The sequence below is a fragment of the Salinicola salarius genome (assembly GCF_002179555.1).
Lineage (GTDB): Bacteria > Pseudomonadota > Gammaproteobacteria > Pseudomonadales > Halomonadaceae > Salinicola > Salinicola salarius_A.
Genome location: NZ_NHOU01000009.1, coordinates 90,085 through 114,160 on the forward strand (window position 1 = coordinate 90,085; position 24,076 = coordinate 114,160).

A 24,076-nucleotide genomic window follows, 5' to 3' on the forward strand; every position below is an offset into this window, starting at 1 on the left:
GCGGCTCGCGGCTCGCGGCTTCAGCCGGTCATTGCCTGCGGCAGATACAACACGATCTCCGGGAACGCCCGCATCAGCACGATGGCGAACAGCATCAGCAGGAAGAACGGTAGCGTCGCCTTGGCGATGGTGAAGATGTTCTTGCCGGTGAGCCCCTGGATCACGAACAGGTTGAAGCCGACCGGTGGCGTGATCTGGGAGATCTCGACCACGATCACCAGGTAGATGCCGAACCAGATCGGGTCGATACCGGCGGCGTTGATCAGCGGCATGATGATCGAGGTCACCAGCAGAATCAGCGAGATCCCGTCGAGGAAGCAGCCCAGCACCAGCAGGAACAGAGTCAACATGACCAGCAGCACGTTGGGCGACAGTCCCATCGCGGCAATGGTGCTGGCAAGGTGGGTCGGCAGTTGGGTGAAGCTCATGGCCGACGACAGGAACGAGGCGCCGGCGATGATGAACGCGATCATGCACGACGTCCGCAGCCCGGCGAACATCGACTCCAGAAAGATCGACTTGTCGAAATGGCCGTTCCAGCGCGCGATCAGCATCGATAGCACCACGCCCACGGCGGCGGCTTCGGTGGGAGAGGCGACGCCGCCATAGATACTGCCGAGAATGCCGCCAATCAGCACCAGCAGCGGGATCAGGCGCCAGCTGTTTCTGACCTTGTCGAGAAAGGGCATCGGGGCTTCCGCATGACCCGCGCCGCCATGCTTGCCGGCGGTCAGCGACCAGATCACCAGATAGATCATGAACAGCGCCAGCAGCAGGAGGCCGGGGCCGATACCCGCCATGAACAGACGCGAGATCGACTGCTCGGTGACCACGCCGTAGACGATCATCATGATCGAGGGCGGGATCAAGAGGCCCAGCGTGGAGGCACTGGCCAGCGTGCCGATCGCCTGCGTCTCGCTGTAGCCGCGGCGTTCGAGTTCCGGCAGCGTCATCTTGCCGACGGTGGCGCAGGTGGCCGCGGAGGAGCCGCAGACGGCAGCGAACAGGCCGCTGCCGATGATATTGGAGTGCAACAGCCGCCCGGGAAGGCGGTTGAGCCAGGGCGACAGCGCACGGAACATGTTGTCGGCAAGCCCGGAGCGGAACAGGATCTCGCCCATCCACACGAACATCGGCAGGGCGGTCAGATCCCAGCCGTAGCTGGCACCCCAGAAGTCGGAGGCGAGAATGGGGCCGACCTCGAAGCTCGAGAAGCCGGTCAGCGCGATCCAGCCGGTGCCGAGCAGGGCGAAGGCGATCCACACGCCGCCGCCGAGCAGAATCGCCAGAGTGAAAAGCGTTGCAAGACTGAGCGTGAGCACGAGTCGGTACCTCGGTTCAGGTTGTCTCGTTAAAGACGTTGTTAGCGAGCGGCGGGGTCATTCACCACCGAAGTTGTCACTGTCGCCAAAGCCGTCGTTGTCGCCGGGGGCCACATAGCGCGAGGGCGCCGTCACCGCTTGTCGAAGTGTGGTCAGCAGGGCTTCCAGCAGTGCCAGGCAGAGCAGGGCCAGGCCGATCACCAGGACGGTCTGGGGTATCCATAGCGGGATCGCCATCAGCCCTGAGGAGACGTCACCGTAATCGAGGCTCTCCTGAACCAGGCCGATCACCTCCCAACCGAGTAGCGCGCCGAGCGCCAGCGCGATCGTCAGGCATGCCACTTCGCACCAGGCTCTGGCTGCCGCCGGCAGCCGGTCGATGACCAGCGTGACGCGAATGTGGGCGTAATGGGTGAAGGTGTAGCCAAGACTCAGGAAGGTGGCGCCGACCAGAAGATAGGAGGCGATTTCCGATACACCGCTGATCTCGTAGCCGAGGCGGCTGGCGCCGACCAGTACCAGGAACGCGTCGAGACAGCGCAGCAGCACCTGAAACGTGACCATGCCGCAGATCGCCAGCATGCACGCTGCAGCGCCCCAGGCGCCCAGCCGGTAGAGCGGGTCGAGTTTGAACGTCATCACGGAAGCTCACGGGTTGCGAGTAGTCAGTAAGGCCCATCATCGATGGGCCTGATGAACCTGAAAAGGCGCAAAGAGCCGGCGTTACTGGCCCTGCTGGGCCTGGCGCTCGCGATAGCGCTCGACCAGTTGCTTGGCCTGGTCGCCGGCACGCGACTGCCAGTCCTCGAACAGCTGCTGGCCGGCAGCCTGCAACTGCTGCTTGAGCTCGGTATTGGGCTCACTCACGGTAACGCCGCGGGACTCGAGCGTCTCGGCGCTCTGCGCGCTGTCTTCCTTGCTCAACTGCCAGCCGCGCTGCTCTGCCTTGGCAGCGGCATCGAGAACGGCCTTCTGCGTGGCGTCATCGAGGCGGTCGAACGCGCGCTTGTTGACGAAGATGATGTTCTTCGGCAGCCACAGATTGGCATCGTTGTAGTGGGACACGTAATCCCACGCGGACATCGATTTGCCGGTCGAGACGGAAGTGATCATCGCATCGACACGGCCGGTGCTGAACGCGGTGGGAATGTCGGCTTCCTCGGTCTGGGTCGGGATGCCGCCCAGGTTCTCGACGAAACGCTGTGTATTGATGTTCGGCGCGCGAACTCGCAGGCCCTCGAACTGGGCGGCATCGGTCAGCTCGAAGTCGGTATAGATACCCTGTGCCGGCCACGGCACGGCGTACAGCGGCATCAATCCTTCCTTGGCGAAGAGCTCGGTGATGATCGGCTTGGAGGCCTGCCATAGGTCGTAGGCGTCGGCGTAGCTGCCGGCCAGGCCGGGAAGGGTGTCGACTTCGTAGATCGGCGACTCGTTGGAAAGCGTGGAGAGGAAAATCTCGCCTGCCTGGACGGTGCCGCGGCGCACGGAGGGCTTGATCTCGGCGTGGCTGATCAGCGATCCGCCGCTATGGACCGTAATGGTCAACTCGCCGTCGGTCGCTTCGGTGACGTCCTCGGCGAACTGCTTGGTGTTCTGGGTGTGGAAGCTGGCGTCTCCGTAAGGAGAGGCGAGATTCCACTGGGCGGCGAGAGCCGGCGTCGCAGTGGCCAGTGAACCGGCCATGGCAATCGTCAACAGAGAGAGAGTGGGTGTGCGCATCGACAGGCCTCGAGTTGTTATTGATAGAGGTTGGTATTCAAAAGGTGCAAGACATTGAACATCTGCATTCTTCAAGTTGGCCGGCGATGGCGTCAAATCGTTAATTCTTATTCTAACTATCAGGCCAGACTTTCACTTTGCCCTGGGGCTCGTCATCGGCATGGTCGCGAGCGTAGCGGGCGGCACAGTCCTGAGCGAGCTGGGTGACACCACGGCAGAAGCTCGGATAGCTGCTGGTGCGCCAGATCGCGTTGTAGACCATCGCGGGCAACGGCACGGTTAGCTCCAGTCGCAACAGTTCGCCGCGCTGGCAGGCATCCGACACGGTGGAGACGGGCAGCGAACCGATGCCGACGCCATCGATGCTCATGCGGGCGATGGTCATCAGCGTCGAGGCGCAGTGGATCTTGGGGTCGTCGATGCCCAGCTCGGCCAGGTAGGTCACGAGCTCGCTGTAAGGGCGGGCCAGCTTGCTGAACGAGACGAACGGGAGGCGGGACATGGCGCGTGTGCCGCCATGGTGCAGGCGCTCGGCGTGCTGCGGCGCCACGAACAGCCCCATTTCGTAGGTGGTCAACGGCAGTTGCGTCACCGATAGCCCTGGCGCGACGCCATCCATGGCGAAGATCATGTCGAGGTCGTTGTCCGCCAGGCGCTGGTGCAGAAACGGCGAAATATCGACGGTCAGCTCGATGGTCAGCTGTGGATGCCGCTCGGCCAGCTGGGTCAGGAACGTGCTGAACCAGCTGTGGGCGATGGTCTCGATCACGCCGAGCCGCAGCGTACCCGAAAAATCCTCCTGGTTCTGGAACAGCTGCAGTGCCTCTTCGCGGCTGTTCAGCAGGCGTTCGGCATGGGCATAGAACTCTCGGCCGCGCAGCGTCGGCTGAACCGGTCGTGCGCTGCGATCGAGCAACGATTCGCCGACCGCGGCTTCCAGGCGAGTGATGCGATCGGAGATCGAGGGCTGGGTCAGATGCAGGCGCGCTGCTACCTTGCGAAACGAGCCCAGCCTGACGACCCAGACGAAAGCTTCGAGCTCCTTGAAATCGAACATGGCAGATTCTCTCGGTAGATTCGGGCCCTGTGCCTTCCCGTGCGGCGCATTCGAGGAGGGCTGATTTTTCGGTGCGACGGCGTCGACGTCAACTCTTCAGGGGGCGCCGGCACGCGCCACACGGGCGGAATGAAAGATTGCGCCGATACTGCGCATCGCGAAAAACGATTGGACCCTTTCGCCAGCGGTTTCTTAAAGTGCCATGAGGCTGCCCGCCGGCAGCGTGCCTATATCGACGATACGCACTGAATCGACGATACGCTCTGAATCGACGATACGCTCTGACAACAACGACACGAGGTGAAGCGATGCGCGTGCCCCTGCTCAACTGCGACATGGGTGAAAGTTTCGGCAACTGGGCACTGGGTCTCGACGACCAGGCGATGCCCTTCGTCGACTGCGCCAATATCGCCTGCGGTTTTCATGCCTCCGATCCCGATGTGATGCGCAGGACCGTGGCGATGGCGGTGGCCAATGACGTGAGGATCGGCGCGCATCCGGGCTACCCCGATCTGGTGGGATTCGGCCGCCGTTCGATGGCCTGCTCGGCGCAGGAAGTCGAGAACCTGATGCTCTACCAGATCGGAGCGCTGGAAGCGTTCTGCCGCGCCGAAGGCACCCGGGTCAGTTACGTCAAGCCGCACGGCGCGCTCTACAACGACATGGCTGCGGATCTGGATCTGCTGCGCGCGGCGATGCAGGCCGTCGTCCGTTACGACCGCGAACTGCCGCTGCTGGTGATGTCGACCGCCAATCCCGAGCCAGTGCGCGCACTCGCGGCGGAAATGGGCGTGACGCTGTGGTTCGAGACTTTCGCCGACCGTGCCTACGACGCCAACGGGCATCTGGTGTCGCGACGCCTGCCGGGGGCCGTGCATCACGATCGCGGCGCCATCGTCGATCAGGCGGTGGCCTTGGCCAAAGGAGAGCCATTGATCGCCAGCGACGGCAGCGAGCTGCGTCTGGCCGCGGATACGCTCTGCGTTCATGGCGACAACGCCGAATCCGTTGCGGCGGTCAAGGCCATTCGCGAAGCCTTTCAGCAGTTGGAAGACGCATGAGCCAGTCGCTTTCCCCTCGGCTCGAAACGGTGGGCATGGATGCGCTGATCGTCAGGCTGTTCGATGCCATCGACGAGGCGCACATGCCGTGGATCCTGGCCGCCGACAATGCCTTGCGCGAAGGCCTCGGCGAGGCGCTTATCGATCTGGTGCCGTCCTATACGACGCTGCTGGTTCATTACGACATCGAGCAGCTGTCCCAGCTTGAGGCCAGAAGGCTGATCCAGCAGGCCCTGCACGGCCTGAAGCCGGCCTCGACCGCAGCCGGGCGCGAGCACCGCATCCCGGTATGGTACGACGATAGCGTCGGCCCCGAGCTTGCCAGGATCGCCGAGCGTCTGGGTGTCGATAGCGACGAGATCGTGCGACGCCATACCAGCCGCGACTACTGCGCCTTCGCGCTGGGATTCTCTCCCGGCTATGCATTCATGGGCATGATCGAGGAAGCGCTGGCCACGCCGCGGTTGAAGACGCCGCGCCAGAAAGTGGCCGCAGGCAGCGTGGGGATCGCCGAGCGCCAGACTGCCATCTACTCCATGCGTTCGCCGGGCGGGTGGAACATTCTCGGCCGTACCGCCGTCAAGCTGTTCGACCGCGATCGAGACGAGATCAGTCTCTTTCGGCCCGGTGACCGAGTGCGCTTCGAGCCGATCAGTCGCGAAGCCTTTATCGAACAGGGCGGCGATACCACGCCGCTGGAGGAGCGCTGATGGCGACGCGGACGACCACGCAACACGTTACGACAGCTACAGCACAAAGCGGGACGCAAAAACCGACTCACCCCACGCCGGGGGCACTCGTCGTCGAACGTACGGGGCCGCTGGCCCTGGTGCAGGACGCGGGGCGGTTCGGTTGTCGCCATCTTGGCGTGACCCAGGGTGGGGCGCTGGACTGGATTTCGTTGGGATGGGCCAACTGGCTGCTGGGCAACGCGCCGGACGCCGCCGGTATCGAGATCGCCATCGGTGGTCTCGCGCTCAAGGCGGAAAGAACGCTGCGGCTGGCCATTGCGGGTGCCGATCTCGGCGCGACGCGGGACGGCGAGCCGCTGGCGGCCAACGGCAGCTTCACGCTCGAACGGGGTCAGGTTCTCGCGTTCGATCAGCCGAGGGCCGGGCTACGCGCCTATCTGGCACTGCCTGGCGGGCTCGAAGCGGCGCCCTTCATGGGCAGTCTGTCGACGGTCGCTCGGGAACAGCTGGGCGGTCTCGACGGCCGGGGCGGTGCGCTCCGGGTGGGGGACCGTCTAATGGCGGCTTCGCCGGCGCCGCAGGGAGACGAGCAGGCGCGGGAGCTGCCGTCCTCCCTACCGCCCATGCCGGCGGACGATACCGTGCTTGAGCTGGTCACCGGCGCGCAGATCGCCCACTTCGACGGCGCCAGCCTGTTTGCCGCCTTCAATCGGCCTTGGCAGGTGGATAGCCGCGCCGACCGCATGGGCGTGCGGCTGACCGGCCCGGTGCTGCGCTGCCAGTCGGGCGGGATGGTGTCGGAGGGCATTCCGCTCGGCGCCGTTCAGGTTCCGCCGGACGGGCAGCCGATCATTCTGTTGAACGATCGCCAGACCATCGGCGGCTACCCACGTCTCGGTGCGTTGTCGCCCATCGCCTGCGCGCGGCTTGGGCAGTGCGCCCCCGGCACGACGATCAGGCTTTCCCCGGTCACCCCGCATCAGGCGCGCACGCGCTATCTGCGCCAACTCGCGCTCTGGCGCTAGCTGCAAACGCTCATCCATGCGCCGGGTGGCCGATCACTTTTCGGCGGCCTGGCGCATCGGCATCCGGTCGATGGTGGCGTAGATCTCCTCCAGGTCGACGTCGCCTCGAAGCTGGACCTTCTTGCCGCCATCCTTGCCGACCAGAATCGTCGTCACGCCCTGATCGGAGCTGACGCCCAGTGCCTCCAGCAGCGCTCGGGTTTCATAGGGCGTCATCGGCTGACCGTGGCGCGTGCCGCTGTCTCCTTCGACCGTATAAAGCAGCATGTCACGGTCGGCGAACGCTTCCCGTGTCTCTTCGAGCTGTTGCCGCAAGTGGCGGTAAGCCGGCTGCCCCGCGTCCGGTGTCACCACGACCAACGGTCGAAAGTTCCATTTGTCGGTGATCAGCGGGTTGGCTGGGTTCTTTCCGCCGTCCGGGCGGGCGGCGTCGTCCGCCGCGAACACGGCATTCGTCGCAAGAAAGGCGCCTGCCATCAGCGCACCGGCCATCAACCATCGTTTCATGAGCGTCTCCAGGCGTGTCGTTTACGCGTACTCTATAACCTGTGACCCGTGTAAGGCAGAGGGGTTCAAGGCAGCGGGTTGAGTCATCGCGTTGCATCGGAATCGTTATAGCGTTGAATCGTAATCCAGGTTCGCAAATATATTTCCTGTTTTAAAAATATATTTGCTGATATCTGGGCGAAGGTATAACCTCACAAAACTGAAAAGAGGGACTGGTCATGGCCGATCACGATGGTTTCGACACGCCCCCGACATCGATGGCTGCCCTGCAGGCACTCTCGATCGCCGCGCGCCGAGGAGAATCCCGGGCGCCCAGATTGACTCCGGGTGGCCTCAAGCTGCTGGAACAGCTGCTCGCAGCCCCGGAACTGGCAGCGACGCTGAGCATTTCGGCACTGGCCCGGCAGCATGGCGTCAATGCCTCCAGTCTGACTCGCCTGGCACACGCGCTGGAGTTGACCGGGTTCAAGGCCTTCCAGGCGCTGTTTCGCGCCGATGCCGCCAACGGGGCGTTCTATTCGACCCGCGCCGAACGTTTGCTCGATCTCGGTCAGGTGCCGAGCGAGGGTGACCACCCGGTTCAGCGGCAGACGTTGTGGCAGGAGGAGATGGGCAACCTCTCGCGAACGGCCGAAGGGCTCGACGAGGCGAGGCTGGAGCAGGCCGCCCGGGCGCTGATCGATGCGCGTCGCGTGCATGTGGTCGGTCAGCGCGCCTGCTTCGCGGGGGCGCATTATCTCTCTTATTACCTGGGCTACCTGCGCAGTGACGTACGCCTGATCGACTCGCTAGGCGGCCTCAATCTCGAGGCGGTACGAGAGCTGGGGGAGGGCGATCTGGTGGTGGGCATCAGCTATCGGCCGGAGACCCGGATCAGCGTCGATTACTGCCGGCAGGCGCTGGAACAGGGGGCGCAACTGCTCGCCCTGACCAATCACGGCTCCGCCCGGCTGGCCACGATGACCGAGCTGACGCTGCTCGCGTCTTCCGAAGGCCCTTTCTTCTTCAATCCCATGAGCAGCCTGTTCGTGGTGATCGAAATGCTGTTGTCCCACATGGCCCACGAGATGGGCGGCGACGCCGTGGCGTCGATCCGCCGTCGTGAAGCCTTGATCGCCCGTTGGCAGATCGAATGATTGATCTACCGTGATACCCATGCAAACCGATACTCATGCAAACCAGGAATCCTGCCGCCATGACCGCTTGTCAGGGGCTTGCTGCCGCCCTATTGAATCGTGCCTACGCCGACGACCTCAACGCCACGCCGGCGTCCGATACCTTATTGATCAACGAACAGTCGCGACTGCTGGAATCTCGAGGCGAGCGCGTCATCAAGTTCGGCTTCGGTCAATCGCCGTTTCCGGTCTATCCACCTGCGGTGGAGGCTCTGGCCCGTCACGCCGATCAGAAAGCGTATCTCCCCGTGCAGGGATTGCCGGCGCTACGCGAGCAGGTCGCGGCTTTCCACCGCGAGATCGACGGCACGTCGTGGTCGGCCTCGCGAGTGTTGATCGGCCCCGGCAGCAAGTTGCTGCTGTTCGCCTTGATCAAGGCGCTACCGGCGGCGGAAATCCTGATCCCCGCGCCGGCTTGGGTCTCCTATGCGCCGCAGGCGCGTCTGGCAGGGCAGACCGCAGTCAAGCTGGCGGCGAGTTTCGAAACGCGCTGGCAGATCACGCCCGAACAGCTCGAGGCGCATTGCCGTGAAGGCGGCAGCCGCCCCCGATTGCTGATACTCAATGCACCCGGCAATCCCACCGGGTTATCGCCCGAGGCCGACAGCCAGCAGGCGCTGGCCGAGGTGGCGCGCCGCCATGGCGTGATCGTGCTGGCCGACGAGATCTACGGGCCGCTGGATCATGACGGATCTCATGGCGCCTTCGCACTCGACTACCCCGAGGGCACGGTGACCACCAGCGGCTTGTCGAAGTGGTGTGGCGCGGGCGGGTGGCGGCTGGGGGTGATGCACGTGCCCGAAGCGCTGGGAAACGAGATTTTCTCGCGCCTGCTGGGCATCGCCTCGGAGACCTGGTCGAGCGTTGCCAGCCCGGTTCAGGAGGCTGCCTGTGTCGCCTATCGGGTCACGCCCGAATTGACCGAATACCTCGATCGCCATCGGGCCTGGCTGAGTCTGATCGGTCACTGGTGTGGGACTCGGCTGCAGGCGGCGGGCATTCGCACTCATCTTCCCGACGGCGGCTTCTACCTGTTTCCCGATTTCGAGGCGCATCGCGAAGGGCTGGCCCGGCGGGGCATCACCACCAGTGCCGAGCTGACCGCACGGCTGCTCGCTGAGACCGGCGTGGCGTTGCTGCCGGGCAGTGCGTTCGGTTGCGATCCCGCCCAGCTCACGGTGCGTCTGGCCTATGTGGATTTCGATGGCGAGACGCTGCTGGCGCAGCAGCCGCAGCGCCATGACGATCCCATGGCGTTACCGGCGCTGAGCAAGGTCCGCGACGGTGTTCAGGCTATCGTCGAATGGTTACCATGAGCGGAGGACTGATTGGGAAATAGCGCTCAAGTTTCTTAAGGAAACATTAAATTTCCTCGAGAAACACTTCTGCGGGGAACTCTCCGCCATGAGTGGCATCCCATGACAGCACATGCATAAAATCGTACTTGGAGGTATTCATGCAAAGGATCACTGCATTTCTCGCGGCAGCAATGATGACGACCGGTCTCGCCAGCGTACCAGCCATGGCGCAGGACCAGAACGCAGCCGGCAGCGGTTCGCAGACACAGGCACCTGCCCAGAACTTTTCCGATGATCAGTTGCAGCAGTTCGCCGATGCCTCTCAGAACATCGCGATGATCTCTCAGGATTACACCGAGCAGCTGCAGAACGCCTCCGATGAAAGCGAGCAACAGGAGATTCGTCAGCAGGCCAATGACGAAATGGTGCAGGCGGTTCAGGACAGCGGCATGAGTGTCGAGCAGTTCAACTCCATCGGCCAGGCCATCCAGCAGGACCCGCAGCTGATGCAGCGCGTCAAGGGCATGGTCCAGCAGCCGCAGCAGTAATCGTATCAGGGTGCAGCGGCCTGTCAGGCCCGCACATGAAAAAACCGCCGACATCGAGTCGGCGGTTTTTTTGTGCTAGTCATCTAGCGGTTCGACGCTCCAGGGGAGCGTGATGCGATCAGTTGTTGTCGATCGCGTCGCTGGCGTCGTCAAGAAGGTCGGAGGTGGCAGCCTTGGTGTCTTCCCAGGCACTGGAAGCCCCTTGCTTGGTGTTTTCCCAGGCGTCGGCAGCCTGCGTCTTGGCCTGTTGCCACCAGTCGTTATCGTATTCGGGCTGCTGCTTCAGCGCACTTTCGTCCATGTCGAGAACGACGCGATACTCGATGTTGTCGAGGTTATCGTCGTTGTTGGTTTCGACCGTGAAGTCGCCTTTCTGGACCACGAAGTCCTTGTCGCCTATGTCGAGTACGCCACCGGCTTCGACGACCAGGGCCTGGATGCTCATGTCTTCGCCCAGCAGGATGTCGTCGACGTCGCCAATGTCTTCATTCGGTTGGCTGGACAGGAAGACGTCTGCATCCATCAGTTCATCGGCGGAATAGAGGCCTTGCGGGCCCGTATTGTCCTGCGCCAGGGCGGCCTGGGACATCATCACGCTGCCGGCTGCCAGCGTGGCCACGCCGAGTGTCTGCTTCCATGACAGGTTTTGCATCTGTGTCTCCTTGCCTTGCGGCTTCTTGGGCGTGCAGCTTTCTGTGCATGCAGCTATCTATGCACGTGACTATCTATGCATGCAACTCTCTGTAATCCATTAATTTTTAAAAGATTACACTTTGTAATGTAGTTGCTCACTGTGCTTTTGCAAGCCAGGGAGGCGCTACAGCATGAAGGCCAGTTCCAGCGGCAGGTACACGAAGGCCAGCACGGTGGAGCAGAAAACCAGACTGGCGACGTACTCCGGTTCGCGACGAGAACGTTGCGCGAACAGGTAGTTGTAGACGGCGACCGGCATGCTCATCTGGAGCGCCACGGCGCTGGCGGCCACTGGCGGCAGGCCGAACCACGCCGCGATGCCGAACGAGAGGGCCAGCGCGATGGGCACGCGGCACAGCGTGAACAGAAATCCCGAAGACAAGCTGCGGGCCTGGATGCTGGCCAGCGAGACGCCCAGGGTGATCAGCATCAGCGGGATGGTCAGGCCGGAAAGAAGGTGGACGGTATTGCCGAGCCACGCCGGCAGATGGACGCCGGACAGCAGCAGCACCAGCGAGATGGCGATGCTGTATAACGTGGGATTGCGGACCAGCATCTTCCAGGGGTTGCCGCGCGTCGCCATCATCATGCCGACGGTGAACTGGATCAGCGCATTGGCGACCCAGGCCGTCATGGCGAAGGTGAATCCTTCCTTGCCGAAGGCGTAAAGCGAAACCGGCAAACCCATGTTGCCGGCATTGGGATACATCATCGGTGAGATGATCACCTGCCAGGGTTTGCCCAGCAGCCTGGCGACGCCGAAACTCGCTACCGCCATGCCGGCGAGCACCACGAAAGTCGTGGCGAGGGTGCGCCCGAAGGTGTGAGGGTCGACCTCGGCATTGGCGAGGGAGGCCAGGACCAGTGCCGGCGTACCGATGTTGAATACCAGCTTGGTGACGAACTCGGTGGGATAGCTCAACCCCAGGCGAATCCAGCCGAACCCGATGCTCGCTCCAACCAGGACTGGTGCCATGACCGCGAACAGTTGAGCAAGCATCGAATATCCTTGAGCCCTTTAGCCTGACTGAGGGCGGTGAGAGAGAGCGACAAAAATGGAAGCCCGTATTGTCGTCAATCCATCAGGCGACTGGCAATGCGCGTTTGCCGATCACCGCCACGTGCCCCTGCCGATCAGGCCATTTCGACCACGATGCGTCCATGGTGGTTGGCGCAGGTTTCCAGATAGCGATGTGCCTCGACCATCTCCTCGAACGAGAAGCGGTAGTCGATCTGCGGCTTGATCTTGCCGGCCCGGGTCATCCGCTCGACCTCGGCAATGGCTCGATCCAGTGCTTCCCGGTTCTGGGGGATGCCCAGCTCCGGCTTGCCGCTGAAGTTGGAGAGGCAGTGCACATGGAACTGGATGTTCTTGCGGAAGGCGGCCTGAGCCGGGAACGTGGTCTGGTTGCCTCCCAACAACCCGTAGAGCACCAGGCGCCCGCGGGGTGCCATGACGTCGCCCAGCAGGTTCATCTGGGGGCCGCCCAGCGCATCGAGCACCACATCGACCCCATGGTGATCGGTCAGCTTGCCGATCCGGGTGACGAGATCCTGGGTTTCCGTGTGAATCACCGCGTCGGCGCCCAGAGACTTGAGATAGTCGATCGCTGACTCGTGCGGTGTCGCCGCGATGACCCGGGCGCCCAGCGCATGGGCGATCTGGACGGCGTAGGGGCCGCCGATATGGCAGGCGCCAGTGATTAGCACCGTTTCGCCGGGTTTGAGATCGGCGACCTCGCGGAATCCCAGCCAGCTGATCAGCGACGGAACGTAGTGAACGCTGGCTTCGGCCGGGGTCAGGCAATCCGGATAGGCAATGAGCGCCTCGGCCGGCAGCAGCACGCGCTCGGCGTGTGCCATATACTGGTTGGGGTCGAACGCGGGGATCGATGCGACGCGCTCCCCCGGCGAGAAGGCGGTCACGCCCGGGCCGATGGCAATGACCGTACCGGCCATTTCGCTACCCGTGCCGGCCGGTAGTCTGGCCTCCGTGGGCGCCATGTTGCGCCGCCACAGGATGTCGTACCAGTTGAGACCGAGCGCCTCGGTTTCGATCAGGACTTCCCCGGCTGCGGGGTGCGGGTCGTCGCGCTCAATGATTTCCAGAACGTCGGCGTCGCCGAAACGTTGAAACTGTATCGCACGTGACATCGTGCACCTCAATGATTCCAGAGCTTGCCCCGACTCTATCGGCGATGACAGGCAAACACTATGCTCGAAGATCGATAGTGGTTATAACGCTTATCGATACAGAACCCCGATGGCGGTCGCCGTCGGCGGGCTCCGGGAGCAAGGAGCGGGGGCCGCCGGCCGTCGAAGGGAGGAGATGCATGAACCGTAGTGACCTGCGCGGGGTGGATTTCAAGCTGCTGGTCGTGTTCGAGACCCTGATGCAGGAGCGCAGCGTCTCGCGGGCCGCGGAGCGACTGTTTCTGGGCCAGCCGGCCACCAGCGCCTCCCTGGCCAGGCTCAGGGATGTCTTCAACGACCCGTTGCTGGTGAGAACCGGCCGCCAGATGGTGCCGACCGCTCGCGCTGAGCAGATCTACGAACAGTTGCAGCCTGCCCTCGATGCCATCTCCAACGTGCTCAGCCGTACCAGCGATTTCGACCCCGAGACCAGCGAGGCGGTGTTTCGAATCGGGCTGAGCGACGATATCGAATTCGCCCTGCTGCCGGCGCTGCTCAAGCGGTTGCGGACCGAAGCGCCGGGCATCGTGCTGGTGGTCCGGCGGGCCGATTTTCATCTGATGCCGCAACTGCTCAATACCGGCGAAGTGACCGTTGCCGCCGGCTATGCGCGGGAGCTGCCGGCCAATGCGAAGCAGAAGATCCTGCGCCACAGCCGCGCCAAGGTACTGCGGGCGGACAGCCGCCCCGGGGCGTTGACCCTCGACGACTACTGCGAACGGCCGCATGCGCTGGTGTCGTTCGATGGCGATCTCAATGGCTATGTCGACGACCTGCTCGCCGAGAAAGGGCGCAAGCGCCGCATCGTGCTGGCCGTCCCGCAGTTCAACAGTCTGGCATCGCTGTTGCGGGATACCGACATGGTCGCCACCGTGCCGGATTACGCCGCGGACGTGCTGGCGGCACAGGGCGGGTTGCGGGTGGACGAGATGCCGCTGGAGCGTGCGCCGTCGCCGTTGAGCATGGTGTGGCAGAGCGTCTACGACAACGACCCTGCCGAGCGTTGGCTGCGCTCGCGAATTCAGATGATGTTCTCCGACGACGAAACGTGACCGGTGTGCGAAACGGCCCATCACACGCCAGCCATGGCACTTCCGGGGATCTGCCGACCTGACGCGGCTTGACTTCATCAGTGAAGATCAGAATCATTCGCGCCTGCGGTCAGCCGAGGAGATCTCGGCGCCGCGCGCCTCGTTCGACGCCTCGACTCGTCAGCTCGGCCCGCGTTGCGATGAAACGCCGCCGTCGCTGATTCGTGCAGGCCTCCCGATCGAGCCCAATCGCCGGCTACGGAATCCGAATGGAACTACTGCGCGTCGTCTTTCGTCACTATCGCTGGCCGTTCATCGGCGTCATGCTGCTCAGTCTGCTGAGCGCGGCGCTGGGGATCGGCGTCATCGCCTTCATCAACCACTACCTGATCGTCACCGACGGCACCGCGATGACCGCGTTGCTGCCTTTCATCGGGCTGGTGGCGCTGCTTCTGGCAGTCACGCTGGGATCGCAGCTGGCACTGACGACGCTGGGCCACCATTTCGTCTACCGGTTACGCGGCCGCCTGATCAAGCGCATTCTCGATACCGACATCGAACGTCTCGAGCAGCTCGGCAGCGCGCATCTGCTGTCGTGCCTTTCCAGCGACATCCGCAACGTGACCATCGCCTTCGTCCGGCTGCCGGAACTGGTGCAGGGCGTCGTCATCACGCTGGCTTCCGTCGCCTACCTGTTCTGGCTCTCGCCGCCGCTGCTGCTGATCACGGCGATCTGGATTGCCGTGACCATGCTGGTCGGCTGGTGGCTGGTATCGAAGGTTTATCACCACATTCATATTACCCGCACCACCGACAGCCGGCTCTACCAGGACTACGAGACGATCATTCACGGGCGCAAGGAGCTGGCGCTCAACCGCGACCGCGCCCGGCACCTACTGGAAGAGGTCTACGGTGACAATGCCCGCACCTATCGCGATCACATCATTCGCGCCGACACCTACCACCTGAGCGCGGGCAACTGGACCAACATCATGATGCTGGGGGCCATCGGCCTGGTGTTCTTCCTGGCCAACGGTCTGGGCTGGTCGAATACCGCCGTGGCGGCGACGTTCTCGCTGACCCTGCTGTTTCTGCGCTCGCCGCTGATCCAGGCCGTCGGTGCGACGCCGACGCTGATCACCGCGCAGGTTTCCTTCGACAGGCTGCGCGAGCTGGCGCTGGCCGAGTACCGTGAAGATTTCGATCTGGTCGAAACGCACAGCGAGTGGCAGTCGCTGGAGCTGCGCGACATCACCTATCGCTACCCGGCCAGGGCGGGGCGGGAAGGCTTTGCGCGCGTGGGTTTCGAAATAGGCCCGATCAATCTGCGCCTGGAGCGTGGCGAGCAGGTCTACCTGATCGGCGGCAACGGCAGCGGCAAGTCGACGCTGGCCAAGCTGTTGACCGGGCTCTACCGCCCGCACTCGGGCGAGATCCGTATCGATGACGAGGCCATCGACGAGGCGGGGTGGCATCGCTACCGGCAGCGTTTCTCCGCGGTCTACACCGATTTTCACCAGTTCGATCGGCTGATGGGGCCGCATGGCGGCAGCGCCGATCCCGCCCTGCTGGACAACTGGCTGCAGACGCTGCAGCTCGCCCGCAAGCTGCAGCTCGAGGACGGCCGAATCCTCGATACCGAACTCTCCCAGGGGCAGCGCAAGCGCCTCGCACTGCTGATGGCGCTGGTCGAGCAGCGTCAGATCCTGCTGCTGGACGAGTGGGCCGCGGACCAGGATCCGCAGTTCCGCCGCGCCTTCTATCGCGAGCTGATGCCGCGTTTCCGCGAACTCGGCATCACGGTCTTCGCGATCAGCCACGACGATCACTATTTCGCCCACGCCGACCGGCTACTGGAGATGCGCGATGGCCAGCTGCGCGAACTGACCGGCGACGAGCGTGAGCTGGCCAGTCGTGACGCCGTGGCCAGGATCGACACGCCCTGACGGCATGACCGGCGGGGCGGCCTGACTACAGCGACAGGCCGCCGTCGTCGAAGACGAGCTCCTGGATGCCTACCAGCGTCGCTTCGATGCCGTTGCCGTCGACGATTACCCGATCGTCGTGCCGGTCGACGACATAGTCGTCGCGGTCGCCCTCCATCCGGGCGATGTCATGGCCATCGCCACCATCGAGCCAGTCTTCTCCCCAGCCGCTGCCGGGGGCGAGAATGTCGTCGCCATCGCCGCCGAACAGCGTATCGCTGCCCGTACCGCCGAACAGCGTCACCCCGTCGTCGCTGCCGTGCACGATATCGTCTCGACGCGAGCCGACGACATCGTCGAAGGTGACCTCGTTGGTGGACATGTCGGTGGGGGCACCGAAGGATTCGCCTTCGTTGACCCACAATGTGGAGGAGATCTTGTCGTTGTCCGGGTCGCGGACCGAATGCTGGACATGAACGCGATTGTCATGATCGCGACCGCCGTGGAAATTGATGTCGCGATCGGTTCGGGTAACTTCGACATCGTTGCCCACCGAGGAGTGCCAGGAGGCGAACAGCAGGCCGTGACGCATCCCGCTATCGCTGAGATCGTCGAAGGTGCCGTCGTAGCTCTCGCGCAGTTCGAAGGCATAGCCGTTGCCGCCGGACCCCTTGTTGAAGCTGCCTTCGGCGGTCAGGGAGTCGGCATCCATGTCCAGCGATCGGGAGAACTCGAAGGCGGTCGAAGGGCCGTCGATCACGGCGACATCGTCGAGCTCGCCGTCGGTAGTGTCGGCATATTCGATGGCGTGATAGCCGGTGAGGTCGTCGAGTTCGTTGCTGAACTCGTCGTCATCGGGCTCGCCCAGTTCGAAGCCGACCGAAAATCCGCGCAGCGAGACATCATCGGCGCTGTCGATTCGGGTGACCTCGGCCTCATGATGATCGAAGTCGAAATGAACGCCGCGGTCCAGCGTGATGTAGTCGCCATCGACGTCGGTCACTTTCGCCATGCTCGTTCGCAGCGGCGAGTCCAGTTCGCGCCAGTCATGATCGTCGATCTCGTTGAGATACTCGGTGTCGTTGTCCTGCGCGATGCGGATCGTGTCGCCCGCCGTCAGCGAGTCGGCATCGTCGAGCTTGAGCACGTCCTCGCCTTCGTCGACGTCGGATTCGATCTTGCCGATCGTGTCTGCCTTCTCGCCGCTGACCAGAATGGCATTGTCGTCGTTGTCCTCCAGCGCGTCGTCGGTAAAGGTCAGTCGTGTATCGTCGCTGCCTTCGCCGACCAGAGAGACGTCTGAACGGGTAATGGTCAGGGCGTGGTCGAAGTGATATTCACCAGCCTCCAGCTTGACCGTTTCGTCGCGATTGGCCTCTTCATTGATGATCTGCTCGAGTTCCTCGGCGGTTACCTCGTTATCGACACGAATCATGTGGCTCCCTTTTGTTGATCTGGATCAATTGGCGACGGAATCCTACGCAGTTCCAGGGCACGATAGGGATACGCTCTGTAGCGCTTTGGTTTCGTATGGTGAGAAAGATTGACGCCGCATTAACGAGGAATGCGGCGCCGCCATCATCAAGCAGTAAGGAAAGTGGATGCTTAGCTCAGGATCAGGAATCCGCTGTCCATCGGGTTCAGGTTCTGCACACCAATGACCAGATCGGAGAGGCCGTCGCCGTTGATGTCGCCCTGCAGCTGGTCGTCGGCGTAGCGAAGCTGGCCGGCGTCGCCGGTAAAGCTTTCCGCCCCCAGCCACTGGAACGCCTGGCGGCCCGCCTGGGTGATGTCGGCGTCCAGCGAGGAGAGGTCGATCAGATCGTCGTCGCCGAAATCGACGATTTCATCGATCGACAGCGGCGTCGATTCCGTCGCCGCCTGCCACACGAACCGATCCTGGCCGCCGCCGCCCTCGAGCCGATCGGCGCCCAGGCTGCCCATTAGCACGTTGTCTCCGGCACTGCCGATCAGGGTGTCGTTGCCGCTGCCGCCGGTCAGCGTTTCGTCACCGGAAGCCGTGACGGTGCGATCGGTATCGACGAGCGCGCTGGCGAGACGGCTGCCATCCGGTAACGATCCCTCGTCGATCGTGACCGGCTCTCCATTCAGAAGAATGTCCCGGGGAATATCGCTGGTATCCGCGTAGGCCTTGAACGAGAAGCGCATGGACTCGCCGGCTTCGAGCGACCGGCTGGTGACGTCGACCCGGTAGTCGTCGCCCTGCCGCGAGGCGAGGCTGGCGCCATAGAACGCATGCACATCGCTCGCCAGGTTCAGCGCAACATTATCGACCTCCACGGCCGCGTCGCCGTCGTTGGTGATCGTGACACCCATGACGTACCCGCTGGACCAGCGGCTGACGACGTCGAACGAGGCGTGAAGAGAGCTGGTAGCCGCGGTATCCGTGATATCGAGGATTTCCCGGCTGGCCCAGTACGCCTCGGGAGCGACATCGGCCCTTGCATCGACCTGGCTGACCGCGCCGGTCGCCAGATCCAGCAGCTGTCCGTCGGCGAACAGGGCGCGTTCGATATCGGCGAGCGTGTCTCGCGTTCCGTTACCGGCGACGTACCATTCGCCGCTGGCGAGACGCTCGATGTCGTAGTCAGACAGCTCGCCGGTGAAGAGCGCGGTGTCGTCTCCCGTGCCGCCCTCGAGCCGGTTGCTTCCCCATCCGCCACCGCCGCCGAGAATGTCGTCGCCGCTGCCGCCGATCAGGGTGTCGTTGCCCAGAGCGCCATCGAGGTAGGCGCCGTCGTCGCTGGCGTGGATGGCATCGTCGCGGCGCGAGCCGATGACGTAGTCGAAGGTGACGAGGTTGGCATCCGCATCCGTCGGCGCGCCGAAGGTCTCGCCTTCGTTGATCCAGACCGTCGTCGACATCTTGTCGTTGCCGGCATCGCGAATCGACTGTTCGACGTGGACGCTGTTGCCGTGATCGCGGCCGCCGTGGAAGTTGATGTCGCGGTCGGTCGAGGTGACGCGTATCTCGTTGCCGACCGAGGAGTACCAGGAAGCAAACAGCACGCCGTGGCGCATGCCGCTATCCTCCAGGCCGCTGAACTGACCGTCGTAGCTCTCCCGCAGCTCGTAGGCGTAGCCGTTGCCGTCACTGCCCTTGTTGAAGCTGCCGCTGGCCGTGATCTCCTGCACATCGAGATCCAGCGAGCGGCTGAATTCGAACGCGACCGAGGGGCCATCGACGACGGCGACATCTTTCATTGCCGCGCCCACCGTGGCGTTGAACTCCACCGCGTGATAGCGGGATAGCGCCGGCAGCGTATTGCTGAAGTTGCTGCTGTCGGCCTCGCCCAGGGTAAATGCCACGGTCAGCCCTTCGAGCCGAACGTCCGTCAGCGGTTCGATCCTGTCGACTTCCGTCACCCCGGCGTCGAGGTCGAAATGCACGCCGCGATCCAGCACGATCTCGTTGCCATCGACCGCCACGACCTGGGCCATGCTGGTGCGCAGCGGTGAATCCAGCTCCCGCCACTCGCTATCGCCGATGGCGTCGAGAAACGCGACGTCATTCGATTGGGCCAGCCGGATCGTGTCGCCGACCGCGAGGCCGTGTCCTTCGCCCAGCGTGAGTCGGGTATCGCCCTGCTGAACGTCACTGGCGAGTCTGGCGACGGTCTCGCCCTCGTCTCCGCTGATACGGATGGCATTTTTCGTATCGCTTTCCAGCGCCTGCCGGGTAAATACCAGAGTGGTGTCGTCCGAACCGGCGCCCGTCAGGGTGATATCGGAGCGTTCGATGACGAGCGATTCGTCGAACAGGTAGCGCCCGGCCGCGAGATGGATCGTGGCGTCTTCCGGCGCGGCGGCGATGAGCGCATTGAGCGTGGCGGCGTCGATGCCGTCGTCCACCGTGATGGCGTTGTCGACGAACGAATAGTCATCACCCAGCAGATCGGGCGGCGTAAGCGCTTCGGTCAGCAGCCGGGCGCCTTCGGTCAGCGAGGCAGTCACGCCATTTACCGAAGGGGACAGGGGCATCACCGTGTCGTCGCCCAGTGCCTTGAGCTTGATTCGTACCGTCTCGCCGGGAACGAGCTGGCCGTCATCCTCGATCCGGTAACCGGTATCCGTCGTCTCGTAGCGGTCGGCGCCCCAGAGCGTATTCAGCTCGGCATCGAGGCCGAAATCGAGCTGGTAGCCGTCGAGCGGCTCGCGACCCTGATAGGTCAAATAGATTTCGAGCGTAAAACCCCCGTTCCATTCGCTGGACAGGCGGTAATCGATCAAAAAGGAGGCATTCATTTAGGCATCTCATGACGAGTGTCGTGTCGATGCGTCCTGCGATGACGTAGCCGTAACATCCATCGTTGCGGAGGGTGGGACCGAGCCTTCACTGGCTGCAGTCGTCGTTTCGAAGCACGAGCGAACGCTCACCGCCGGTTCGCCGTCATCTCATGGCAGACGACGAGGAATAGCGCCTGGCGGGGCGATATCGGCCAGCGAAACGCCGCCAATATGCAGCAAGTTCGAAAAAACGGATTGAATAAGAAAGCGCTAATTGAGATGGCATTTCGTCATATTAAAGCGGTCGGCGCGTCATCTCGTCGACACGCGGGTGTGCTCCGTGGTGCCGGTAGGAATCTTCACGCCCGGCGCCTTCTCCTGGCGTTGGCCCATGCTTGTCTCCTGCGCCAGCCAGCGCCCAATATTCGGTCCGCACTCCTTCAGCTTTGCGAGGGGCGGCTTGAGTTATCCATGACCCGACGGGATAGTGGTAAAGCTTTTTCATTGCCTGAAGGAGAACAGGATTGCGACATACGTTTTTCTGCGTCGATGCTCATGCCTGTGGCAATCCGGTCAGGGTCGTGGCGGGTGGGGTGCCACTCTTGCCCAGCGTGTCGATGGCCGAGCGCCGGGATATCTTCGTTCGTGACCACGACTGGATACGCAAGGCGCTGATGTTCGAACCGCGAGGCCACGATGCGATGTCCGGGGCCATGATCTATCCGTCGATTCGTGAGGATTGCGATTTCGGCGTGCTGTTCATCGAGGTGAGCGGGTGTCTGCCCATGTGCGGCGCCGGGACCATCGGCCTGGTGACCGTGGCGCTGGAAGAGGGGCTGGTGACACCCCGCGAACCCGGCAAGCTGGCGATCGAAGTGCCGGCCGGCAAGGTCGATGTGGAATACCGCATGAAGGAAGGGCGCGTGGAATCCGTCCGCCTCTTCAATGTCCCCAGCTTCCTGCAGGCTGCCGATGTCGAGGTGGAAGTCCCCGGTCTCGGCTTGCTGACCGTGGATATCGCCTATGGCGGCAATTTCTATGCTGTGGTCGAGCCCCAGGCCAACTGGCCGGGGCTGAAAGGCGCGTCGGCCTCCGAGATCGTGACGGCCAGCCAGGCGTTGCGCAGCGCGGTTTCTGCGGTCTGCGACCCCGTGCATCCCGAAAACGACAGCATTCGCGGGGTGCATCACGCGATCTGGTGCGACGAGGGCGACCCTCAGCGTTCGGATGGCCGAAGTGCGGTCTTCTACGGCGACAAGGCGATCGATCGCTCGCCGGGCGGTACCGGCACGTCGGCCCGAATGGCGCAGTTGCATGGAAAGGGGCGGCTGAAGGTCGACGAGCGTTATCGCAATGAAAGTCTCATCGGCACGATCTATCAGGGCATGGTCGAATCCGAGGTCGATATCGGCCCCTACCGCGGGATCAAGCCCAGTGTCGCCGGGTGGGCCAACATCATTGGCCACAACACCCTTTATGTTGACGATCGCGATCCACTGGCTCATGGTTTTCAGCTGGTATGACGGTCATCGACCAGGCAACAAGGCGTTCCTCGCGCCTTCGGAGGTTTCTGGCGATGGCATGTGGATCGTGAAGAAAATTTGTCATGATCCGCGGCGATTGAGATAGTGGAAAGAACACGCGCTTCCGGCATTGGTACCTCCAGGTGGGTGGAAGCGTTACTGACAATAACGTGCAGGGGATTGATAATGGATTTTCTGAAATCGAAACTTCTCATCGGTAGCGCTTCCCTGGTGATGGCTGCCGGCGCGGTCGCCGCAAGCGGCAGCGCTCAAGCCCAGGACAAGGGCACGGTCAATCTGGCCTACGTGGAATGGTCCGACGCGGTGGCATCCACGAACGTGATGCGCGTCGTGCTGGAAAAAGCCGGGTACGACGTCAACCTGACTTCGCTGTCCGCCGCCGCCATGTGGCAGGGGCTGTCGACGGGAGATGCCGATGCCATCACCACCGCCTGGCTTCCCACCACCCACGAGGACTACTTCGCCCGAGTGAAGGATCAGGTGGAAAATCTTGGCGCGAATCTGGAAGGGACCAAGCTGGGGCTGGTCGTTCCCGAGTATTCCGAAATGAGCAGTATCGAGGATATCAACGATCACGCGGACGATCTGGAAGGGCGTATCACCGGCATCGATCCGGGTGCCGGCATCATGAGCCTGACCGAGGATGTCATCGACCAGTACGGTCTCGATGTGGAGCTGCAGAGCGGCAGCGGCGCGACGATGACTTCGGCCCTCGATACGGCAATCGACAACCAGGAAGATATCGTGATTACCGGCTGGACACCGCACTGGATGTTCGCCCGTTGGGACCTGAAATATCTGGACGATCCCAAGAATATCTTTGGCGGTAGCGAGGAGATCGATACGGTCGTGCGCAAGGGGCTGAAAGAGGACATGCCCGAGGCGTATGCCATTCTGGACAACTTCTCCTGGACGCCGGAAGAACTCGGCGAGGTGATGCTGCTGAATCAGAAAGACGACGCCGATCCGTACGAAAGTGCCAAGCAGTGGGTCGAGGATAACCCGGATATCGTCAGCGAATGGATGCCGGAATCAGCCAGCGCTGAATGAACCTCGACAGGCAGTGATATTCAACAAGTCGCCATCGAAAGATGGCGACTTGTTTTTTTGAGCGATCGGCGGGCTGTCTTCGAAGAGGAGGCTACTTGCTGAGAATGACGGTCTTTTGGGCATGCAGGAAGACGCGCTTTTCGGTGTGATACTGAATTGCGCGCGCCAGGGTCAGACACTCGATGTCTCGGCCCTTATTGACGAGGTCTTCCGGAAAGTAGGCGTGATCCACCGATTCGACACCCTGGGCGATGATCGGACCTTCGTCGAGATCGTTATTGATGTAGTGCGCCGTAGCGCCGACCAGCTTTACCCCTTTTTCATACGCCTGGTGATAGGGCCGGGCACCTTTGAAACCGGGGAGAAGCGAGTGATGGATATTGATGGCGCGTCCATTCAGAGCGTCACAGAGCTGCGGTGAGAGTACCTGCATGTAACGGGCGAGAACGATCAGGTCAGCATCCGTGTCATCGATCACCGCTCGAATCTGCGCTTCCTGTGTCGCCTTGGTCTTGGGGGTGACTGGCAGGTAGTGGTACGGAATGTCGTGCCACCTGGCGAGCGGTTCCAGGTCCGGGTGGTTGGACACGATGGCCTTGACGTCGAGGGCCAACTGGCCGGTCCGATAGCGATAGAGCAGGTCGTTGAGGCAGTGATCCGCCTTGGAAACGAGGATGACGGTCTTCATTCGCTCGGCACTGGAACTGAGCTCGAACGTCATGTCGAACTCTTTCGCTCTCGTCGCAAAGGATTCCGTAAAGCGGTCCTTGTCGAACGTCAGCGTCTTGTCCGGCTGGAAGGCCACGCGGATGAAGAAGCGCTCGGCTGGTGCGTCGTTGAACGAGCTGATTTCATTGACGTAACAGCGCGATTCTTTCAGGAAACGCGTCACGACATCGATGGTGCCCAGGCGGCTGGGGCACTGGGCGGTGAGGATCCAGTCGTTGCTCATTGATTTGTTATTCCCGGTGACATGATTCCTGGG

The 24,076-nt window shown here is 62.7% G+C and carries 21 protein-coding genes; 10 read left to right on the forward strand and 11 right to left on the reverse strand.

Going from position 1 to position 24,076, the window contains the following annotated elements; genetic code table 11:
- Nucleotides 1-20: 20 nt before the first annotated feature.
- The 4 genes from CCD76_RS09395 to CCD76_RS09410 all read right to left on the reverse strand — a co-directional run bounded on the left by CCD76_RS09395 (nt 21) and on the right by CCD76_RS09410 (nt 4,101).
- Entirely contained in the window at nt 21-1,322 is a 1,302-nt protein-coding gene (locus tag CCD76_RS09395; protein WP_087719255.1) for a TRAP transporter large permease, read from the reverse strand.
- A gap of 57 nt (nt 1,323-1,379) precedes the next feature.
- The gene (locus CCD76_RS09400) at nt 1,380-1,961 is read right to left on the reverse strand and encodes a TRAP transporter small permease (protein ID WP_087719256.1); all 582 of its coding nucleotides are present in this window, start codon (nt 1,959-1,961) and stop codon (nt 1,380-1,382) included.
- A gap of 84 nt (nt 1,962-2,045) precedes the next feature.
- A complete protein-coding gene (locus CCD76_RS09405) occupies nt 2,046-3,044 on the reverse strand; it encodes a TRAP transporter substrate-binding protein (RefSeq protein ID WP_087719257.1) in 999 nt (332 codons plus the stop codon).
- 112 nt (nt 3,045-3,156) lie between these two features.
- Nucleotides 3,157-4,101, reverse strand: coding sequence for a LysR family transcriptional regulator (locus tag CCD76_RS09410; RefSeq protein WP_087719258.1), 945 nt, complete (start codon nt 4,099-4,101; stop codon nt 3,157-3,159).
- A gap of 308 nt (nt 4,102-4,409) precedes the next feature.
- On the opposite strand from CCD76_RS09410, the gene CCD76_RS09415 reads away from it, so the two are divergent.
- From CCD76_RS09415 to CCD76_RS09425, 3 genes are read left to right on the forward strand one after another with little or no spacing between them, the layout of a single operon-like run.
- On the forward strand, nt 4,410-5,162 hold the full coding sequence (locus CCD76_RS09415; RefSeq protein ID WP_087719259.1) for a 5-oxoprolinase subunit PxpA: 753 nt from the start codon (nt 4,410-4,412) through the stop codon (nt 5,160-5,162).
- Nucleotides 5,159-5,872, forward strand: coding sequence for a 5-oxoprolinase subunit PxpB (gene pxpB / locus CCD76_RS09420; RefSeq protein WP_087719260.1), 714 nt, complete (start codon nt 5,159-5,161; stop codon nt 5,870-5,872). Before CCD76_RS09415 ends, pxpB begins: the two co-directional genes overlap by 4 nt.
- Nucleotides 5,872-6,879 carry a 5-oxoprolinase subunit C family protein gene (locus CCD76_RS09425; protein WP_087719261.1) on the forward strand — a complete coding sequence of 336 codons (1,008 nt, stop codon included), beginning with the start codon at nt 5,872-5,874 and terminating at the stop codon, nt 6,877-6,879. Before pxpB ends, CCD76_RS09425 begins: the two co-directional genes overlap by 1 nt.
- A gap of 33 nt (nt 6,880-6,912) precedes the next feature.
- On the opposite strand, the gene CCD76_RS09430 is transcribed toward CCD76_RS09425, so the two are convergent.
- Nucleotides 6,913-7,386 carry a DUF4174 domain-containing protein gene (locus CCD76_RS09430; RefSeq protein WP_256961234.1) on the reverse strand — a complete coding sequence of 158 codons (474 nt, stop codon included), beginning with the start codon at nt 7,384-7,386 and terminating at the stop codon, nt 6,913-6,915.
- Between the two features lie 218 nt (nt 7,387-7,604).
- Here CCD76_RS09430 and CCD76_RS09435 point away from each other — a divergent pair, with 218 nt between their 5' ends.
- The 3 genes from CCD76_RS09435 to CCD76_RS09445 all read left to right on the forward strand — a co-directional run bounded on the left by CCD76_RS09435 (nt 7,605) and on the right by CCD76_RS09445 (nt 10,407).
- A complete protein-coding gene (locus CCD76_RS09435; RefSeq protein ID WP_087719262.1) occupies nt 7,605-8,522 on the forward strand; it encodes a MurR/RpiR family transcriptional regulator in 918 nt (305 codons plus the stop codon).
- Nucleotides 8,523-8,581: 59 nt separating this feature from the next.
- Complete coding sequence (locus tag CCD76_RS09440) at nt 8,582-9,877, forward strand: pyridoxal phosphate-dependent aminotransferase (protein ID WP_179208891.1); 1,296 nt, start codon at nt 8,582-8,584, stop codon at nt 9,875-9,877.
- 140 nt (nt 9,878-10,017) lie between these two features.
- Nucleotides 10,018-10,407, forward strand: a complete 390-nt coding sequence (locus CCD76_RS09445; RefSeq protein ID WP_087719264.1) for a DUF4168 domain-containing protein — start codon at nt 10,018-10,020, stop codon at nt 10,405-10,407.
- Nucleotides 10,408-10,525: 118 nt separating this feature from the next.
- On the opposite strand, the gene CCD76_RS09450 is transcribed toward CCD76_RS09445, so the two are convergent.
- From CCD76_RS09450 to CCD76_RS09460, 3 genes are all read right to left on the reverse strand, one after another.
- The gene (locus CCD76_RS09450; protein ID WP_087719265.1) at nt 10,526-11,059 is read right to left on the reverse strand and encodes a hypothetical protein; all 534 of its coding nucleotides are present in this window, start codon (nt 11,057-11,059) and stop codon (nt 10,526-10,528) included.
- Between the two features lie 165 nt (nt 11,060-11,224).
- Entirely contained in the window at nt 11,225-12,100 is an 876-nt protein-coding gene (locus CCD76_RS09455) for an AEC family transporter (protein WP_087719266.1), read from the reverse strand.
- A 134-nt stretch (nt 12,101-12,234) separates the two neighbouring features.
- Nucleotides 12,235-13,254 (reverse strand): zinc-dependent alcohol dehydrogenase family protein, encoded by a 1,020-nt coding sequence (locus CCD76_RS09460; RefSeq protein ID WP_087719267.1) that lies wholly within the window; start codon nt 13,252-13,254, stop codon nt 12,235-12,237.
- Nucleotides 13,255-13,433: 179 nt separating this feature from the next.
- Between CCD76_RS09460 and CCD76_RS09465 the strand changes: the two genes are divergently transcribed.
- Together CCD76_RS09465 and CCD76_RS09470 are read left to right on the forward strand one after the other, a co-directional pair.
- Nucleotides 13,434-14,345, forward strand: a complete 912-nt coding sequence (locus tag CCD76_RS09465; protein WP_087719268.1) for a LysR family transcriptional regulator — start codon at nt 13,434-13,436, stop codon at nt 14,343-14,345.
- Between the two features lie 248 nt (nt 14,346-14,593).
- Nucleotides 14,594-16,270 carry a multidrug ABC transporter permease/ATP-binding protein gene (locus CCD76_RS09470; RefSeq protein WP_087719269.1) on the forward strand — a complete coding sequence of 559 codons (1,677 nt, stop codon included), beginning with the start codon at nt 14,594-14,596 and terminating at the stop codon, nt 16,268-16,270.
- A gap of 25 nt (nt 16,271-16,295) precedes the next feature.
- Here the strand turns inward: CCD76_RS09470 and CCD76_RS09475 are convergent, their stop codons facing one another.
- Nucleotides 16,296-17,684 carry a calcium-binding protein gene (locus CCD76_RS09475; protein WP_087719270.1) on the reverse strand — a complete coding sequence of 463 codons (1,389 nt, stop codon included), beginning with the start codon at nt 17,682-17,684 and terminating at the stop codon, nt 16,296-16,298.
- Nucleotides 17,685-17,854: 170 nt separating this feature from the next.
- On the reverse strand, nt 17,855-20,515 hold the full coding sequence (locus tag CCD76_RS20585) for a cellulose binding domain-containing protein (RefSeq protein ID WP_087719271.1): 2,661 nt from the start codon (nt 20,513-20,515) through the stop codon (nt 17,855-17,857).
- Between the two features lie 506 nt (nt 20,516-21,021).
- Here CCD76_RS20585 and CCD76_RS09485 point away from each other — a divergent pair.
- Both CCD76_RS09485 and CCD76_RS09490 read left to right on the forward strand, forming a co-directional pair.
- Nucleotides 21,022-22,020 (forward strand): 4-hydroxyproline epimerase, encoded by a 999-nt coding sequence (locus CCD76_RS09485; RefSeq protein ID WP_087719272.1) that lies wholly within the window; start codon nt 21,022-21,024, stop codon nt 22,018-22,020.
- Nucleotides 22,021-22,206: 186 nt separating this feature from the next.
- On the forward strand, nt 22,207-23,091 hold the full coding sequence (locus CCD76_RS09490; protein ID WP_087719273.1) for a glycine betaine ABC transporter substrate-binding protein: 885 nt from the start codon (nt 22,207-22,209) through the stop codon (nt 23,089-23,091).
- A gap of 91 nt (nt 23,092-23,182) precedes the next feature.
- Here the strand turns inward: CCD76_RS09490 and purU are convergent, their stop codons facing one another.
- Nucleotides 23,183-24,043 carry a formyltetrahydrofolate deformylase gene (gene purU, locus CCD76_RS09495; RefSeq protein ID WP_087719274.1) on the reverse strand — a complete coding sequence of 287 codons (861 nt, stop codon included), beginning with the start codon at nt 24,041-24,043 and terminating at the stop codon, nt 23,183-23,185.
- Nucleotides 24,044-24,076: the final 33 nt, after the last annotated feature.

Excerpts from the sequence above, each read along its gene's own strand:
- CCD76_RS09435 (WP_087719262.1), top strand. The coding sequence starts at position 7,605 with ATGGCCGATCACGATGGTTTCGACACGCCCCCGACATCGATGGCTGCC.
- CCD76_RS09465 (WP_087719268.1), top strand. The coding sequence starts at position 13,434 with ATGAACCGTAGTGACCTGCGCGGGGTGGATTTCAAGCTGCTGGTCGTG.
- CCD76_RS20585 (WP_087719271.1), bottom strand. The coding sequence starts at position 20,515 with ATGAATGCCTCCTTTTTGATCGATTACCGCCTGTCCAGCGAATGGAAC.
- CCD76_RS09400 (WP_087719256.1), bottom strand. The coding sequence starts at position 1,961 with ATGACGTTCAAACTCGACCCGCTCTACCGGCTGGGCGCCTGGGGCGCT.
- CCD76_RS09405 (WP_087719257.1), bottom strand. The coding sequence starts at position 3,044 with ATGCGCACACCCACTCTCTCTCTGTTGACGATTGCCATGGCCGGTTCA.
- purU (WP_087719274.1), bottom strand. The coding sequence starts at position 24,043 with ATGAGCAACGACTGGATCCTCACCGCCCAGTGCCCCAGCCGCCTGGGC.
- pxpB (WP_087719260.1), top strand. The coding sequence starts at position 5,159 with ATGAGCCAGTCGCTTTCCCCTCGGCTCGAAACGGTGGGCATGGATGCG.
- CCD76_RS09470 (WP_087719269.1), top strand. The coding sequence starts at position 14,594 with ATGGAACTACTGCGCGTCGTCTTTCGTCACTATCGCTGGCCGTTCATC.
- CCD76_RS09450 (WP_087719265.1), bottom strand. The coding sequence starts at position 11,059 with ATGCAAAACCTGTCATGGAAGCAGACACTCGGCGTGGCCACGCTGGCA.
- CCD76_RS09415 (WP_087719259.1), top strand. The coding sequence starts at position 4,410 with ATGCGCGTGCCCCTGCTCAACTGCGACATGGGTGAAAGTTTCGGCAAC.
- CCD76_RS09460 (WP_087719267.1), bottom strand. The coding sequence starts at position 13,254 with ATGTCACGTGCGATACAGTTTCAACGTTTCGGCGACGCCGACGTTCTG.
- CCD76_RS09455 (WP_087719266.1), bottom strand. The coding sequence starts at position 12,100 with ATGCTTGCTCAACTGTTCGCGGTCATGGCACCAGTCCTGGTTGGAGCG.
- CCD76_RS09475 (WP_087719270.1), bottom strand. The coding sequence starts at position 17,684 with ATGATTCGTGTCGATAACGAGGTAACCGCCGAGGAACTCGAGCAGATC.
- CCD76_RS09490 (WP_087719273.1), top strand. The coding sequence starts at position 22,207 with ATGGATTTTCTGAAATCGAAACTTCTCATCGGTAGCGCTTCCCTGGTG.
- CCD76_RS09425 (WP_087719261.1), top strand. The coding sequence starts at position 5,872 with ATGGCGACGCGGACGACCACGCAACACGTTACGACAGCTACAGCACAA.
- CCD76_RS09445 (WP_087719264.1), top strand. The coding sequence starts at position 10,018 with ATGCAAAGGATCACTGCATTTCTCGCGGCAGCAATGATGACGACCGGT.
- CCD76_RS09410 (WP_087719258.1), bottom strand. The coding sequence starts at position 4,101 with ATGTTCGATTTCAAGGAGCTCGAAGCTTTCGTCTGGGTCGTCAGGCTG.
- CCD76_RS09430 (WP_256961234.1), bottom strand. The coding sequence starts at position 7,386 with ATGAAACGATGGTTGATGGCCGGTGCGCTGATGGCAGGCGCCTTTCTT.
- CCD76_RS09440 (WP_179208891.1), top strand. The coding sequence starts at position 8,582 with ATGACCGCTTGTCAGGGGCTTGCTGCCGCCCTATTGAATCGTGCCTAC.